This window comes from Halomonas sp. S3-1-1 (genome assembly GCF_023757625.1).
In the GTDB taxonomy this organism is placed as follows: domain Bacteria; phylum Pseudomonadota; class Gammaproteobacteria; order Pseudomonadales; family Halomonadaceae; genus Vreelandella.
In genome coordinates, this window is the sequence record NZ_JALGBZ010000002.1 from 719,397 (window position 1) to 735,173 (window position 15,777).

At 56.2% G+C, this 15,777-nt stretch carries 10 protein-coding genes; all 10 read left to right on the forward strand.

All coding sequences use genetic code 11. The annotated features are described in order from the left end of the window. Positions 1 to 106: 106 nt before the first annotated feature. The 10 genes from MQW23_RS08265 (at position 107) to MQW23_RS08310 (ending at position 15,769) form a co-directional block, all read left to right on the forward strand. On the forward strand, positions 107 to 934 hold the full coding sequence (locus MQW23_RS08265; RefSeq protein WP_252107383.1) for a glycosyltransferase: 828 nt from the start codon (positions 107 to 109) through the stop codon (positions 932 to 934). Positions 935 to 1,084: 150 nt separating this feature from the next. Further along, a complete protein-coding gene (locus MQW23_RS08270; RefSeq protein WP_252107384.1) occupies positions 1,085 to 1,783 on the forward strand; it encodes a hypothetical protein in 699 nt (232 codons plus the stop codon). A gap of 126 nt (positions 1,784 to 1,909) precedes the next feature. Then, positions 1,910 to 3,715 carry a coiled-coil domain-containing protein gene (locus tag MQW23_RS08275; protein ID WP_252107385.1) on the forward strand — a complete coding sequence of 602 codons (1,806 nt, stop codon included), beginning with the start codon at positions 1,910 to 1,912 and terminating at the stop codon, positions 3,713 to 3,715. Between the two features lie 137 nt (positions 3,716 to 3,852). Next, positions 3,853 to 6,909: a glycosyltransferase gene (locus MQW23_RS08280; RefSeq protein WP_252107675.1), complete on the forward strand. Its 3,057-nt coding sequence runs from the start codon at positions 3,853 to 3,855 to the stop codon at positions 6,907 to 6,909. 20 nt (positions 6,910 to 6,929) lie between these two features. Continuing rightward, positions 6,930 to 8,321: an alginate O-acetyltransferase AlgX-related protein gene (locus tag MQW23_RS08285; protein WP_252107386.1), complete on the forward strand. Its 1,392-nt coding sequence runs from the start codon at positions 6,930 to 6,932 to the stop codon at positions 8,319 to 8,321. A gap of 105 nt (positions 8,322 to 8,426) precedes the next feature. After that, complete coding sequence (locus MQW23_RS08290; protein ID WP_252107387.1) at positions 8,427 to 10,664, forward strand: glycosyltransferase family 2 protein; 2,238 nt, start codon at positions 8,427 to 8,429, stop codon at positions 10,662 to 10,664. Positions 10,665 to 10,724: 60 nt separating this feature from the next. Then, on the forward strand, positions 10,725 to 11,759 hold the full coding sequence (locus MQW23_RS08295) for a glycosyltransferase (protein WP_252107388.1): 1,035 nt from the start codon (positions 10,725 to 10,727) through the stop codon (positions 11,757 to 11,759). Between the two features lie 319 nt (positions 11,760 to 12,078). Then, positions 12,079 to 13,668 carry a phosphohexomutase domain-containing protein gene (locus tag MQW23_RS08300; protein WP_252107389.1) on the forward strand — a complete coding sequence of 530 codons (1,590 nt, stop codon included), beginning with the start codon at positions 12,079 to 12,081 and terminating at the stop codon, positions 13,666 to 13,668. Positions 13,669 to 13,753: 85 nt separating this feature from the next. Next, positions 13,754 to 14,608 carry a UTP--glucose-1-phosphate uridylyltransferase gene (locus MQW23_RS08305; protein ID WP_252107390.1) on the forward strand — a complete coding sequence of 285 codons (855 nt, stop codon included), beginning with the start codon at positions 13,754 to 13,756 and terminating at the stop codon, positions 14,606 to 14,608. A gap of 243 nt (positions 14,609 to 14,851) precedes the next feature. Continuing rightward, a complete protein-coding gene (locus MQW23_RS08310) occupies positions 14,852 to 15,769 on the forward strand; it encodes a phytanoyl-CoA dioxygenase family protein (RefSeq protein WP_252107391.1) in 918 nt (305 codons plus the stop codon). Positions 15,770 to 15,777 lie beyond the last annotated feature (8 nt).

Below are 15,777 nucleotides of genomic sequence, written 5' to 3' on the forward strand. Positions count from 1 at the left end.
TACGGCTTGGGTCATAATGACTTAGGGCTAATCGACATGGGCCATGCCAACATGGGCCATAACGACGTAAAAAGTTTTGCTGATCAAACGAGAAGGATAACAAGTCTTGCGTAAACATATTTTTTTCCTTATTCGATTCAGCGTTTTTACCAAAAGCAAAAGCGCTTGGGCCATTGGCAATAAAGTGGACATGGAGGTCTACAAGCAGAACCTGTTCGATCGAGACCGGCTGTTAACGCACCAGGCGATTTTTGAAAAGGTGACGTTGCCGGGGTTGGATAGCATGATGGACGCCGAACGCGCCACGGCGCTGGTGTTCATTTCCGAAGAGCTTCCGGAAGAATTCGAGTCACGACTGCGCGCGCTTTCCGAACAGCGTACGTGGCTTAAAATCGTCAAGGTTCGAAGCGAGAAAGCGCTGAATCGGCAAATCGACCTTAGGGTAGCCAAGGAGCTCGAGCGTTTCGAGTTCCCGATCTGCTGCGCGTCGGTACGTCTGGATGACGACGATGCCCTAGCCAGTGATTACTGCACTGTGCTCGAACGGCACATGTACCCTCACGATGAAGACTATTGCGTCACGTTCCCCGAGGGGATTTTGAGTGTCTATGCGCAGAACCGCTACACCGACCACTATCAGCACCGTCAGATAAACAATGCCCAAGGCCTGGCCATGGTCAAGACGCTTACCTCGCAAGAGAAAGTCGAAAGCCCCATTACGGTTTTTTCGGTGGGTAACCACACCAATGTGGATAAGCGTTACCCGGTGGTGATGGATTCCAGACAACGGATGTTCATTAGAACCGAGCACGCGCATAGTGATCTGGTGGCCCACGGGGGCCGCGAGCGTGATAAAGCCAAAATGGTACTGCTCGACCAGGACGATCATGACGATTTGAAAGCTAGATTCGCGTTTTTTTCAGTCGATGCATAAAGATATGCATAACAGAGATGTATAAAAGAGACAAAGTTAGATTCGAGCTTTTTTTATTAGGTATTTTTGATGATTGTCGATGATCGAATTGTATTTTGTATATCGCTCAAATCAGCCTCTAACGCGACGGACTGGCCGCGGGTATGTCAAATGCTCGAGACTACGGTCACGACCATTCAACGCTCGACCAGCAAGCTGTTTCATATCGTGATAGCCGGGCATGAAATGCCCGATATGAAAAATGTCGACTGGGACTCGATCACGTTTCTCCAAGCGCCTTTTGCGCCTCCAGGCAGCCGAGGCAAGGGGTGGGATAAACTCAAGAAACGCCGCTTGGCCGCTGCCTGGGTCAAGCAGCACTGCCTAAAACGGTGCCGTTTGGCGTTTGCCGATGCCGATGACCTGATTAGCGCTTCGTTGATCGATGATGTGTCGAAAATCGATCCGGCCGTCTCCGTGGTGATCGATGCGGGCTATCGGCTGGATGCGCGCAATGGCGATATGGAACTTATCGCTGACGAGTTTTCGCGCCACTGTGGCTCTTGCTTTCTACCCGTATTCGACAAGCAAGAGCTGCCGGATTCCTGGGAAGATGAAACTACGGTGTTTTCCTCGTTCGATAGTCATAAAGAGTTTTACACAACGTGTCAGGCGCTTGATCGCGCGGTGATGTTGTTGGAGGTACCCAGTATTATCTATCTCATGAATCACGAAGATAGCCTCGAGTATGCCAAAAAAGGCATGAAAGAGAACGCTGTGAAAAAAAGTCTCAAGCTGTCGCAGCGAGATACCATCCTGAGAAATACTTTTTCGTGCCGCTATTGGGATGGTGTCTTGTATCGGGTCTAGCAGCGCCTATCCGCTGACTGATATTGAGTCATGGGGTGAACCCCTCGGGTTTTGCGGCGATGACGTAGTGCTTAAATGCAATGGAACGATTTGATGAGAATTGAAAGAAAAACGACGGCAGCTTCCATGGCGCCGCTACAGTCGCTGGCTCAGGGCTCCATGTTTTGGCAGCCCGACCACGTAGAGGCGTCGCCCTGGCTCGATCATCTGCCTTGGGTCTTCTGGCTGATGGAAACCATGCGCCCGCGCCGCTGCGTCACTTTAGGCGCTCGGCCCGGTAGCCCTCATTTGGCACTCTGTCAGGCGGCGATGCGTATTGACCCGGATACCGAATGCTTGCTGGTCAGCGATGACAGCGAAACCAGAGACATCGCCGCCGCGGCCGAGCGGCGCTACGGCGGCTGCCACCGTTTGATCAGCGCCTCGCCGGCGCGTGCGGCCAAGCGTATGCAGTCAGGCATCGATATTTTGGCACTGGACCTGGCCGGCGATGACGAGAACATGGATCTCGTTCTTGAGCGGTGGCTTGAGTTGATGTCAGATCAAGGCGTCGTGTTGCTTTCCGGCATCAACGGTGGCGATGCCTCGCCCATTCACTACGAGCTGTTTGTTTCGTTGCAAGAGCGTTATCGCTCGCTATCTTTTCATCACGGTGATGGCTTGGGCGTGGTGGTGGTGGGATCCACCCCCCCAGAGCTGATTGAAACGCTGCTGGCACGCTGGAAGACGCCCAGCGCAGCCCGCGCCGTACGCGATGTGTTCGCACGGCTGGGGCGTGGCGTGGCCGACCAGGCCGTAAGCGACCAGCACAAGGCAAAGCTTAGCCACGTGCAGCAGCAGTTCGAGGACGTGGTTCAGGAACGCGATGCAACCAGCGAACGCGCCGAGAAGCTGCGCCAAACGTTGAATCTTAACGAGCAGGCGCTTGCCAAGCTAAGCGAAGAGAACCGCTTGCTGGATGAAAAACTCGCGGATGCCCACGGTGAGTTAAAAGCCAACAACGATGAGTTGGCGAGCGTGCGCAAAACGCTTGCCGAAACGCAGAGCACGCTGGAAGAGAGTAACGCTCGGAACGCGGCCCTGGAAGCCATGGTCGCCGAGAAAGACGCTAATATCAGTACCCGCTTTAATGAGCTGGCGATTCTGACCGACATGCTGGAAGAGGCGGACAAAAAACGCGACGCTTTAGAGCAGAAAGCTGCTCGGCTCTTCGAGCGCAACGAAGAGAAAAAGCGCGATGCCAAAGCGTTTCGCCGCCAGTTGGCTAAAGCCGAAACGCGCGACGCGCAGCGTAAAGACGAGATCCATGAGCTTCGCGAAAGCGTCAACGCCTCTGAGGCGGCCTACGGCGATGCGACCGCTCGTGAGCATGAGGCACTCATGCAAGTGAGTAAGCTGCAAGACAAATTGCAGGAACGCGATCAAGAGCTTGCTGACCGCTTCGAAGAGCTGGGGGATTTGACTGCGGCCATGGAAGCCAGAGAGGCAGAGCTCGAGGCGCTTACGCTCAAACTTGCTGAAGCCGCGCAGCCCAAGAGCGCCGAACCAAGCCAGCCCCGGCCTGTGGGGAAATCCTCCAAGCGCCTTGGTAAAAAGGCCGAACAGCGCAAGTTGCAAACAGCCATTGCCGAAGTCGAAGCCAGCCAGTGGTTCGACGCCCAATGGTACTTGCAGCAGTACCCGGACATCGCAAGCGATGATAACTTCAACCGCCGCCCGGCTTTTCATTACGTGAAGTTTGGCGGTTTCGAAGGGCGCAACCCCTCGCCACACTTCGATAGTGCAGCCTATTTGCAAACCTATCCCGATGTGGTGGCCACCGGCATCAACCCCTTGGTGCATTACTTAAGAGATGGCATCAGAGAAGAGCGCTTGGCCCGACCGCACGATGCCGGGTCCGACACCAAATTCGGTGCGGGTGAGTCAACCTAAGTAAACGTCTGAAGCAGTGATCGAGCGGGGCTCTGTATCGTGCAGGCCCCGCTTTTACGTTGATGCTTTTACGCTATAGTGTCGGCTGCCCTATCCTTTGGCCATACAGGCGAAAGGCGAGTATCGAGTAGGTGAGCATGTTTTTCAGTTGGCCCAAAGAAGTGCTTTCAAGGACGGCTGGCAGCGTTACGCGTCAACGCCCAGCTGACCAATGTGCGGATGCGTCAAGCGAAACGTTCGATGCCCAGTGGTATCTGGCCGCTTATCCGGATGTCGCTGCTGCAGGTGTCGACCCCTGGGAGCATTTTCAGCACCATGGCAAACGGGAAGGGCGCTTGGGGCAACGGAATATGGCGCTGGCGTGGGAGCTGGCTCTTTGGCGGGGCGCCCATGCGGTGGTTCGACCCAAGCTGGAGCGGCTGTTGACCGACCCGAGCTCGAATGTTCAGGAACGGCTTTGTGCCCGCTGGGCGTTGTCTCAGTGGGCCGGTTGGCAGGGAAAATGGCCAGCGGCGCTCGAGTTGCTGGCGCCCAAGGGAAGGTTTTTGGCCTACGAGCATCCGGGGCCGGCCTTGTGGGTGATCGATATCGTGTGTCGTCAGTTGCCCCTTAAGCGCTACGCCAAGCTGGCACGTCAGGCAATGAGTTTCCTGCATGCGCGCTTCCCCGATCACCCGGATACGCCGCTGGCCGAGGCCAACCTGGCTCTTTTTGTCCATGCCGGCGAAGGCTCGCGCCTAACGACCATCAACCGTTGCTTCAAAATCAACGGCCTTAGGTCGTTGACGCGTGCTGATTCAGTACAGCCCTTGGGGTTGGATAATCTGGCGACGGAAGACCGGGCCTCATCACGCAGCGCTTTTTCATGTTTGCGCTTGCCGCTTGCTCACGATACGACCTTCACGCCGCTAGGCACACCAAACGACAGCTGCACTCCACTTCTCGTTTCTCGTCGTGCTCCTCTCGTCAGCGTCATCGTGCCGCTATACAACGCACAGCATACCGTGGCCACAGCACTTGCCAGCTTATTTGCTCAGGTAGGGGTCAGGCTGGACATCATCGTAGTGGACGATGCCAGCAGTGACGAGAGTGCCCGCGTGGTTACCCGGTTCCAGCATCGTACCCCCGACCATATAACGTTGCGCTTGATTCGCCATACAGTGAATCAGGGGGCTTACGCGGCACGTAACACTGGGCTACTAGAAGCTCGGGGGGAACTCATCACCACGCATGATAGCGACGACTGGTCACATCCTCAGAAGCTATTGTTGCAAAGCCAAGCGTTGAGTTGCCACCCACGAGCCAAGGCATGTCTTTCTCATTGGGTACGGGTTACGCCGACACTTCTTTTTCACCGCTGGCGGCTGGACGAGTTCGGCTGGGTATATCCCAACATGTCGTCACTGATGTTTCGGCGCGACGTGTTCGAGACGCTGGGGTATTGGGATAACGTGAGCGTGAATGCGGATACCGAGTATCGGCAGCGTATAGAGGCTGCTTATGGGAAGTTGGCGCTTAAAGATGTGCTACCGGGCGTGCCGCTTTCCTTTGGCCGAGCAGATGAAGGCTCACTTAGTCAGCATCAGCGTTCTCATTTGGCGAGCCAGTTTACCGGTATCCGTTTCGATTACATGCAGGCTGCAAGGCACTGGCATGAAACCAATGATTCGCTCTATATGGCCATGGCGCCATCTCAGCGTTCTTTTCGCGCGCCCAGTGTGCTGTTGCGCTCTACATCACCGCCTAATCCGCCTCTCGATGGATACGAAGCGCTGCTCGAATCATCGATGTTCGATGCAGGTTGGTATCTGGAACGCTATATCGACCTGCAGCAAGTGACCATCGAGCCATTTCGCCACTTTTGGGAGGTTGGGGCATTCGAGGGCCGAGACCCGGGGCCACACTTTTCCACGACCGGGTATTTGCGCGGGTTGTCTTGTGCGTTGCCGGCAGGGTTAAACCCTTTACAACATTATCTTCAAGGCGCTGCCTGCGAGGAGCGTGCACTTCCCGTATGGCCGGGGGAGTGTACGTTTGATGCCCGGCCGACGGTGCTGCTTTGCGGTCATCAAGCGGGAAGCACTCTGTTCGGCGCCGAACGTAGCTTGCTCGACGTACTGGATGCCATGCGCACTCTGCGCTGGAATGTAGTAGTGACATTACCCCAGGCAAGCAACCTGGCTTACGAGCAGGCACTTTTGAAACGCTGTAAAGCGTTGGCTATTCTGCCTTACGGCTGGTGGCAGGTAGGGCGGTTAGCCGTCGAGGCCACCGTTGGCCATTTCCAAGCGCTGATTCGCCGCTTTGGCGTGAGCGCCGTTCACGGGAACACGGCTGTACTGCAAGAACCCTATGTAGCCGCTCGTCGCGAGGGTATAAGCGCACTCGTTCATGTGCGCGAGCTTCCCGTCCATGATCGCTCTCTGTGTGAGCAACTGGGCGCCCAACCAGCGGAGCTGGTCGCCCACGTTCATGAACACGCCGATATCATTGTCGCCAATTCACGCTTTACCGCTCGTGCATTCAAACCACGAGGTGGTCGGCGTCTTCAAGCGCCTGCGGTACGTGTCGTTCCCAATACCATTGATATGACCGCGTTGCTCGCGCTGCCGGAAAGCATCGTGGATGGCCCGCGTCGTTTCCGAGTGGGGATGCTGAGTAGCAACGTCGCTAAAAAGGGGCTCGAAGACGTTGAGGTCATGGCTTGGCGCCTTCAAACGCTAGCCCCCGACGTAGAGGTGGTGCTTTATGGCCCGGCGACGTCGTTGATCGAATCGTTGCAAAAGCGCCAGAGCATTGGCCAAGCACCCGCCAATATTCGTTACGCAGGCTATGTCGAAACACCCGATGAGGCCCTGAGCCAATTGGATATCGTGATGAATCTTTCGCGCTTTCAAGAGTCTTTCGGACGCACGGTGCTCGAGGCCATGGCCGCTGGCAAGCCCGTCGTGGCTTATCGTTGGGGCGCTATTCCTGAGTTGGTCGTCAATCGTGAAACCGGTTTTCTGGTGCCGGTTGGGAATGCGCGTGCCGTTGCCCGTAAACTCGCTTTCTTGAGCCGCTCACCGGAGCGCTGCCTGCATATGGGTCGGGCTGGCCGGTCGCGGGCAGTCAAGCTCTATAGCGCCGAGCGCTTAAAAAGCGCGCTTTTTGATAGCTATGCACGTTCCACCCTAAGTGAGTTGCCGTTTTAGTTTTAAAAGGAAGTATCAGTTTGAGTGCATCAGATGAAGTTAAGCGGTGGTTGAAACGGCATTGGTTCGATAGCCTGGAAAGTAGTAACGCCTCGCCGATATATCGTTGGGAGCTTGATTATCCTTCCCCGGATCGCGAAGCGCAGTTTTCGCCGTCTGGCCGTTTGGTTCAGGGATGGGTGCTGTTGAGTGATGCGTATCTATCACGGTTACAAGAGCTTCGGATCGTGGCCCAGTGGGATGATACCTATGAGCTTCGCTACCCTCTGAAAGTGAAGCGGCCCGACGTCATCGAGCGTATTCTGGAAGAAGACGCCACGGCTCATCCGCAGCATGAATGCGGTTATCGTTTTTCCGTCCCTTTTCATTTGACGAATTTCAAGCTCTGGCTGGAGCTAGGCGATGAGCGGTGGCTTCTCAGGAGTATCGACGTGGATGCCGGTGACGTACCCGCACTCACGACGTTGAAAGTGCTGGAAGGCAAAGAAGGATGGCTTTTTCTGGACAACGATACCAACGGGAGCGTCGATCAATACCGTGGTCACATGCGTTTGACCGAGCAAGGTCTTCGGCAGTGGCAGGGCTATCTCCAAGGGTTCCAGGCACTTGTGAAAAAACATGGTGCAACGGCTGCGTTACTGATTGCTCCTTCCAAGGAGAGTGTCATGGGGCCGCGCTATCATCCGTTGCCGGAGGGCGAAGGTGGGCCTATTTACCAACTGTTGGCGCTGCCCGAGGCCAGTAAGGCTGTCTATCCCGTTGCTGATTTGACCGCGTTGGGAGACAGTGCATTCATTCGAACGGATACTCATTGGGCGCAGCAGGGAGCCATGGTGGCTACGAAAGCGTTGGCCAAAGCCTTGGGGCTCGAGCCTGACGCGGTCGATGCACTGTTTGAAAACGATGAGTATAAGACGCGACAGTTGGTGGGCGATCTTGGCAACAAATTCTCGCCAGAGCGTCAGTGCGATATTCAGGCGTTGACGTCGTTCAATTACGTCAAGTTTCGCCATTTCGATAACGGGCTACCTAACTTTGGCCGCTGGTTGATCATGGTCAACCCCGATGCGCTAGCCTCTGCGACATGCCTGATATTTGGTTCTTCGTCGAGCTACTCCATGTTGAATTACCTTTGCCGGCTATTTTCACACGTGGTATTCGTGCACACCGCCGGTAACCTGGACCCTGAGCTTACGGGGGCCCTCCAGCCGGATTATTTGATCGTGCAAACCAATGCGCGTTTTGTCGTGCAGGTGCCCAAGGCTAAACAATCGCTAGCGGCGTTGATCGAGGACAAGCGTGCACGCTTGTCCTCGGACGAGCAGGCACTCGTCGACAAGCGGAAGGTATTGGTCGATGAGCGCGACGAATTGGTCGATTCACTAGGGCTTTCCCCTTGGGTGGCGCTTTGATGCGTTCATTCGAGTGTAGTGGCCGCGCCAGGCTGTTAACATGCGGGTTTTCAATCGTGAGGGGGTGTGTCGGTTCAATGAACAAGCGCTGCAAAGAAGGATCTCATGGCATCACTTGATAAACGATACCCGCATCACCGCTCGCCTCTGCGTTTTATTCCTTTACAGCATCTGGCGCCTACCCAACGCCCGGGTGAGTGGCAGGCGAGTGACAGCGAGCCGCTGTTCAAGCTGGAAGGGCAGCTACCCTGGGCGGGCTGGAACATGCTGGAAATCGCCTGCGATCGTGATGTTAGCGGTATTGTGGCTACGCTGACCTTCGAATCCTCTCGTCGCAGCATTACGATCGATTTTCCCTTGCGTATGGGTAAAACCACCAAACGCTTGGTGTTCGTGCCTTGGGGAGTAAAAAAGGTCACCCTTAAGCCCTCCCATGTAGCCTGCAGGTTCTCCTACAGCCACTTTCGGTTCGTTTGGTTAACGCCTGCTTTCGCTTACAACCGATTGTTACAGCGTTTGGTCAGTACGCATCAGCATTACCGGGATATGACGCTGGACGAGGTGCAGGCTAGCCTCAAGCAGCAAGCTCGCAAGCAAAGCCGTAAATGGCAATCGCTGGCGCGTGAGGATTACGACAGTACCTTTATCAGTATGTCGACCCGGCGCCACTATCAACAATGGATTCAACAGATCGAGCAGCGCCGCGCGCCGGATGAACACGAGGTAGTACCCTACAAGAGCTTTGCCTGTAGCGTAGTGGTGGCGGGTGTCAACGACCAAAAGCAGTCGGCCAAGCAGCTCAAAAAGATGCTATACCCCACCCTTGCCAGTATTGCCGAACAGTCGCTTTCTCCCCACAAGGCGTTTTTGCTGCTTTCGCCGCGCCAACATCGGCGCTTGGCAGCCTGGTTGAGCGAGTGGCAGCACGAACTGGCGTTTGTCGAGATCATCGAAACGTCGTCGTTGTCGATCGCCCAGCAGCGCAGTGAGGCCTTGCAGCTCGTTGCAACTGACTGGGTGTACTTTCTTCGCCCCGGTGACCGCTTGGCGGATAATGCACTTTATCAAACCGCTCGCATTGCGGCGGATAACCCCGCCGCCCAGGTCTTGGTTGCCGATGAGGACGGCTTGGATGAGCATGGCGTTCGACACTCACCTCAGTTCAAGCCGGCATACAACGTCGATTTCTTGTACTCCACCCCTTACATGGGGCGCGCAGTATGCTATCGCTGTACGGTATTGAAATCGTCGCCCTTGGCGGCCGATGAGGAAAACGCGCAAAACCCGGATTGGCTCGATTATGCCCAGCTTTTAAGCATCACGCGTCAAACGGCTTTCCAACCGGCCTGGTTTGCTCACGTGCCGCATATTGCATACCACGGCGCGCATAGCGGTTTCGACACAAACTTTGTAGCGCTCATAAAGCACCATTTTGAAGCACTAGGGGTTTCTACCCGCGTGAGTGACGGGCTATTACCCGGAACCCAGCGCGTGCAGTGGCCCATGCCGACCCCCGAGCCGCTGGTCAGTCTACTGGTACCCACGCGCGATGGAGTACATATTCTGCGTCCCTGCGTGGATGCGCTGCTCGAACGTACTGATTACACTCATTTCGAGTTACTAATTCTCGATAACCAGAGCAGTTGTAAAGAGACGCTTGCTTATCTGAAGGCCGTTGAGGCGAGTGACTCGCGGGTGAGGGTGATTCATTATGACCACCCGTTCAATTACTCCTCGATCAACAATTTCGGCGCCGCTCAGGCAAAGGGCAGCATCATCGGGTTGATCAACAACGATGTAGAGCCCACCGAGGGCACCTGGTTGACCGAAATGGTCGAGCAGGTTTCGCGCCCTGAGATCGGCTGCGTAGGCGCCAAACTTTATTATCCCAATGATACCGTTCAGCACGGCGGCGTCATTTTGGGCTTGGGCGGTATGGCCGGCCACTCGCACCGGTTTTTCCAGCGCGATGATGACGGCTACATGGGCCGCCTTAAAATCACGCAGAACCTATCGGCCGTAACCGCTGCTTGCCTGCTGCTACGTAAATCCGTCTTCGATGAGGTGGGCGGGCTTAACGAAACGCATCTAGCCGTGGCTTACAACGATGTGGATCTGTGTATCAAGGTACGCGAAGCGGGCTATCGCAACCTGTGGACCCCTTACGCCGCGCTTTATCACCACGAGTCGATTTCCCGTGGGGCGGACAACACGCCCGAGAAACGCGCCCGCTGGCTCAGGGAGTTTGCCTACATGCGTAAGTCCTGGGGCGAACTTCTGGACAGCGACCCGGCCTATAACCCCAACTTGACGCTGGTGCATGAGGATTTTTCGCTGCGGTGATTGCCTGGTTAGTTGTGAGTTGTGAGTTGTGAATCGTGAATCGTGAATGGCGGGTCTTGTATGGTGAGCGGTAAGCGCTGGAGTGTGTTGAGCGATGGGGCAAAGCCAACCGAGGATGTTTACGTTCTTGCCTCGGCGGCGCCGCGACTCGATGCTCGTGTTCGGCGCGTTACCGCCTCACGTTCGAAGGCGTTGGCTTGGTGGCAGCGGTGGCGTTATCTGTCGCGATTGAACGGGCATCATTTGATTGTATGTCGTTCGCTGTCGGCAACATGGATAGAGTGGTTGGAGCGTTATCGTCACCGGTTGGGCTCGATCGTTTATCTCATCGATGATGATATACCCGCCGCTGCGGCGGACAGCCAGTTGCCCCCGGCCTATCGAGAGCGAATGGCGAGCATTGCGGCGCTTCAGCCGCGGTTGTTCGCCTTGGCAGACACGGTCGTTGCCTGTAGCCCTCAATTGAAGCGTTGCCTTGCAACTGCCCATACCAACGTTCAGGTACTCACGCCGCCCTTGCTGGCGCCGCTTCCTTCTCTCGCGCATTTCGAAAGCGCGCCGAGTCGAGAAACGCCGTGGCGGATAGGCTTTCATGGCACCCGCGCTCATTTGTCAGATCTCGAACATATCGCCCTCGCGCTTGTTGAGTTGCAAACCGGGCGACGCGATACCGAGCTCGAAATCATGTTAGGCAGCTATACCCCCAGCGCACTTGCCAAATTACCCCGAGTCGAAACGCCCAAGCCGTTGGGCTGGCCAGCCTTTCAAACCTACCAGCGTAGCCGGCGCCTTCATATTGGGCTGTCGCCGCTGTGGGGTTCGCCTTTCAATGCCGGTAAGTCCTTTATCAAGTTTCTCGATATTGCCGCTATGGGGGGCGTAGGGGTCTACTCCAATCGTTATCCCTACACCGAAGTGGTGCGTCACGGCGAAAACGGGCTATTGGTGGAGGATGATGCTAACCAATGGCACGCCGCTATAAGCTATCTGCTGGATAACCCCAGAGATGCCGCGCGAATGGCTCACCAGGCCTCAATCGATGCCAGTAATATTGGTGATCCTGCCCGTGCCGCTGACTTCTGGGCGAACTTTTAGGTTTACGCTATCTGCTAGGCGTTCGCGAGCTGAAGCTCTCCACATTTTTTCTTGAGGTGTAGTGTTTGAATTGGGTGGCACCCCAGGCAGGTCGCTGGCTAGCGCCTGCTCCTACGGTAAGGGTGTATGGGGCGCTGTTGTAGGAGCCCAATTCATTGGGCGAACGGCGCCGGCAGGCGCCTTGAGTGCGCCATCTTACTGGTTGAAGCCTGCTTCCAAGGGCGTGTCGGAATGGCAAAGGGTTTTAGGGTTTCATGTATCGTTCGTAGTAAACTCTTTCCCATTGGATTACCACACTTTATAGGCTAAGGAGACACGCGTGGACGCTATCGTCGAGGCATTTCATCGAGAAACTCCGAATGCGGCGGTGGCTGCTGAGCGGGTGGCTTTTGGTACGTCCGGGCACCGGGGGCGCGCTTTGGATCGCACCTTCAACGCCGCGCATATCTGGGCGATCACCCAAGCGGTGGTGGATTACCGTTCGGATGCCGGCTACAAAGGGCCGCTTTTTTTAGGTTTGGACACCCACGCGCTATCTCGGCCGGCTTGGGAGTGCGCGCTTCAGGTGCTGGCGGCCAACAATGTGGAGGTTAATGTCGAAAAAGACCGTGGCTATACCGCCACGCCACTCGTTAGCCACGCTATTTTGCAACACAACGCTAACGTTAACGCGCCCCGGGCCGACGGCCTGATCATTACGCCCTCGCACAATCCGCCGGAAGATGGCGGCATCAAGTATAACCCCTACCACGGCGGCCCGGCGGATACCGATGCCACTGACTGGATCGAAGCGCGCGCCAATGAGTACCTCACACGAATCGATGACGTTCCGCGCGTTTCGCTCGACGAGGCGCTGGCGCACGCCACCGAGTTCGACTTCACCGGGCTGTATGTCGCCAACCTGCCTCAGGTCATCGATATCGAGGCGATAGAGAAGGCTGGATTACTGCTGGGCGCAGACCCCATGGGTGGAACGGCGCTGCCGGTGTGGCAGGCCATTTTCATGCGCTACGCGATCAGCATTGAGGTGGTCAACACCACCGTGGATGAAAGCTTCTCCTTCATGCCGCCGGATCATGACGGTAAAACGCGCATGGACTGCTCGAGCCCGGCCGCCATGGCGAACCTGCTCGAGATCAAGGACCGCTTCGATATCGCCTTCGGTAACGACCCGGACGCCGACAGGCACGGCATCGTCGACGCTGGCGGCTTGATGAACCCCAATCACTTTCTGGCTGTGTGTGTCGATTATCTCTTGAGCTATCGTCCGCAGTGGCCCAGTCACGGGGAAGGCGCGCTCAAAATTGGTAAAACCCTGGTGTCGTCTTCGATGATCGATAGAGTCGTGTCTTCTCACGGGCGCGAGCTTTTTGAGGTGCCGGTGGGATTCAAATGGTTCGTCGACGGCCTTTATAAGGGCTACTTGGGTTTTGGTGGTGAAGAAAGCGCTGGCGCCAGCTTGCTCACTCGTGATGGAAGGCCCTGGTCGACGGATAAGGACGGCATCGCGCTTTGCCTGCTGGCCGCGGAAATCCTGGCAGTAACGGGTAAGACACCGAGCGCTTATTACTCGGAGCTCACTAAGCGTTTGGGCACTCCGCACTATAAACGGGTCGATACCGCCTGTTCGTTTGAAGAAAAAGCGGCCTTCAAAAAGTTGAGTGCCGAAAGCATCAAGGCTCAAATGTTGGCGGGCGATGCCATAACCAGGGTTTTGGTAACGGCACCGGGCAACGGTGCCAGTATTGGCGGGCTCAAGGTAATGACTGATAGTGGCTGGTTCGCTGCGCGCCCCAGCGGCACCGAGTCGCTTTATAAGGTGTATGCGGAAAGCTTCAAAAGCGAAGCGCATCTGGATGAGTTGATTCAAAGCGCCCAAGAGCTACTATCAAGCGTATTGAAAGGTTAAATCAGCACCCCGGGCGCTACGTCAGTTGGATCAACGTACATGATTTTTAAACGTGTCAAAAAATCGTATTAAAAAGGATGATTAGATGACTCAGGTCCGTAAGGCCGTTATTCCTGTTGCGGGATTTGGAACGCGTCTGCTGCCCATCAGCAAGGCAATCCCCAAGGAGATGGTGCCGGTGGTCGACCGCCCGCTGATTCAGCACGTCGTGGAAGAAGCGCTGGCGGCGGGAATCAACGAGATTATTCTGGTGACCCGCACGGGGAAATCAGCCATCGAGGACCACTTCGATGCCCACTTCGAGCTCGAGCACTCGCTGGCCGATAAGGGCAAGGATGCACTGCTTGAAACGCTTTCCGCCATCGCGCCTCCTAAGCTCAAGATCACCAGCGTACGCCAAGCCAACGCCAAGGGGCTGGGCCATGCCATTCACTGCGCAGCCCACCTGCTGGATGACGGTGAGCCCTTCGCGGTGATCTTGCCCGACGTTCTGGTGAAGCCTCAGGTAGGCAGCCAAGAGTGCGATTTGGGCAGCATGGTCGAGCGCTGGGACGCTCAAGGCGCTTCGCAGATCATGGTAGAAGCCGTGGCTCAGGAAGAGGTGTACCGCTACGGTATCGTCGACTGTGATGAACCCAAAGCGGGGGAGAGTGCCGACATGCGCGGTGTGGTTGAAAAACCCAAGCCTGAACAAGCGCCGTCGCGGCTGTCTGTCATTGGCCGCTACGTTTTGCCGTACCGCATCATGGAGCTATTGGCCGACCAGCCTCCCGGGGCCGGCAACGAAATCCAGCTCACTGACGCCATCGACCGGCTCATGCAGGAGGGGCAAACCGTTCAGGCATTTCGTATGCATGGGCGTACTTTCGACTGCGGTCATATCGAAGGGTGGCTGCAGGCCAATACGACGCTCGCCCGCGAAGCCGGCTTCGATATTTAAGCTGCCGTTGAGAGGTCGCTGGCTTGCGCCTGCTCCTACGGGGGTAGGGGGTTTTAGGGCCGGCAAGGCATTAGCCTTCCCGGGAGAAAAAAGGAAGTGGTGATGAAGGCGTTAGCGCGATACCTGGTATGGGGTGGGGAGGTTTTTACCGGGGCCAAGTCCTTTAAGGCGAATCCCGTTCTGGGTAGTCATCGGCTAAACCGCTACGGGCTTCATGCTGCTCGTGTTTGGTGCGGGTACTGGATGACGCGTCTGCGCATGGCGATGCTGGCTCCCGGCGTTCCGAAAGCCGATCGAAAGCAGTTTGTCGATAAAGGTTTCGTGCTCAAGGAGAACTATCTTTCTGAGGCGCAGTTTACCTCACTGGTCGATGCCATCGCCCGCTTCGAGGGTGAGATTCGTGAATGCTGTCAGGGCGATGCCCGCACTCACCGAATCTTGCTGACTCCTGAGGTGTTAAGCGCCGTACCCGAGGTTAGGGAGGTGCTGGAATACCCCACATTGAAGCGTCTTTTTCGCTACTGCAGCGGCCATGCACGCCTGCCGATTTGCCATATCGAGAACGTGCTCAACGACCCGGTCGAGCCTGGCGTGAGGCGCGATCCGCAAAAAAATCTGCATATCGACACTTTCCAACCGACCATGAAATTCTGGCTCTACCTTGAAGAGGTGAGCGCAAAAAACGGCCCGTTCGTTTTTGTGCCCGGCTCCAACCGCCCAGACCGCGATCGTTTGAAGTGGGAATATGAGATGAGCCTTCAGGCGAGCCGTCACGCGGATCATTACACCGCCAGCGGCTCTTTTCGCGTAGGGCCCAAAGATGCCGCGCGGTTGGGTAGCGAAGGGCCTCGTGCTTTTTGCGTCAAGGCCAATACGCTATTGATCGCCAACACGTTTGGTATCCACGCGCGGGGCGATGCCGAGCCCGGTAGTTCGCGGCTAGCACTGTGGGGCATGAGCCGCACCAATCCCTTTTTGCCATTGCCCGGCTTTGGGTTTGGGTATTTCAACCGCTTGCAGTATCGGGTGCTCACTCGCATGCGTCATCGAGACGATAAAAAGGCGGCCGCCCGCGGTACGCAGTCGTCCTGGCACCGTATCGAGCAGACGCGCATTATCGATACGCCGTCCACCGTGGACTTGGTAAAGGAGACCAGGTGATACAGGAA

What these genes read in the sequence shown, in the direction of transcription:
- MQW23_RS08270 (WP_252107384.1), top strand. Translation starts at nt 1,085, where the DNA reads ATGCTCGAGACTACGGTCACGACCATTCAACGCTCGACCAGCAAGCTG.
- MQW23_RS08310 (WP_252107391.1), top strand. Translation starts at nt 14,852, where the DNA reads ATGACGCGTCTGCGCATGGCGATGCTGGCTCCCGGCGTTCCGAAAGCC.
- MQW23_RS08275 (WP_252107385.1), top strand. Translation starts at nt 1,910, where the DNA reads ATGGCGCCGCTACAGTCGCTGGCTCAGGGCTCCATGTTTTGGCAGCCC.
- MQW23_RS08295 (WP_252107388.1), top strand. Translation starts at nt 10,725, where the DNA reads ATGGTGAGCGGTAAGCGCTGGAGTGTGTTGAGCGATGGGGCAAAGCCA.
- MQW23_RS08280 (WP_252107675.1), top strand. Translation starts at nt 3,853, where the DNA reads ATGTTTTTCAGTTGGCCCAAAGAAGTGCTTTCAAGGACGGCTGGCAGC.
- MQW23_RS08290 (WP_252107387.1), top strand. Translation starts at nt 8,427, where the DNA reads ATGGCATCACTTGATAAACGATACCCGCATCACCGCTCGCCTCTGCGT.
- MQW23_RS08305 (WP_252107390.1), top strand. Translation starts at nt 13,754, where the DNA reads ATGACTCAGGTCCGTAAGGCCGTTATTCCTGTTGCGGGATTTGGAACG.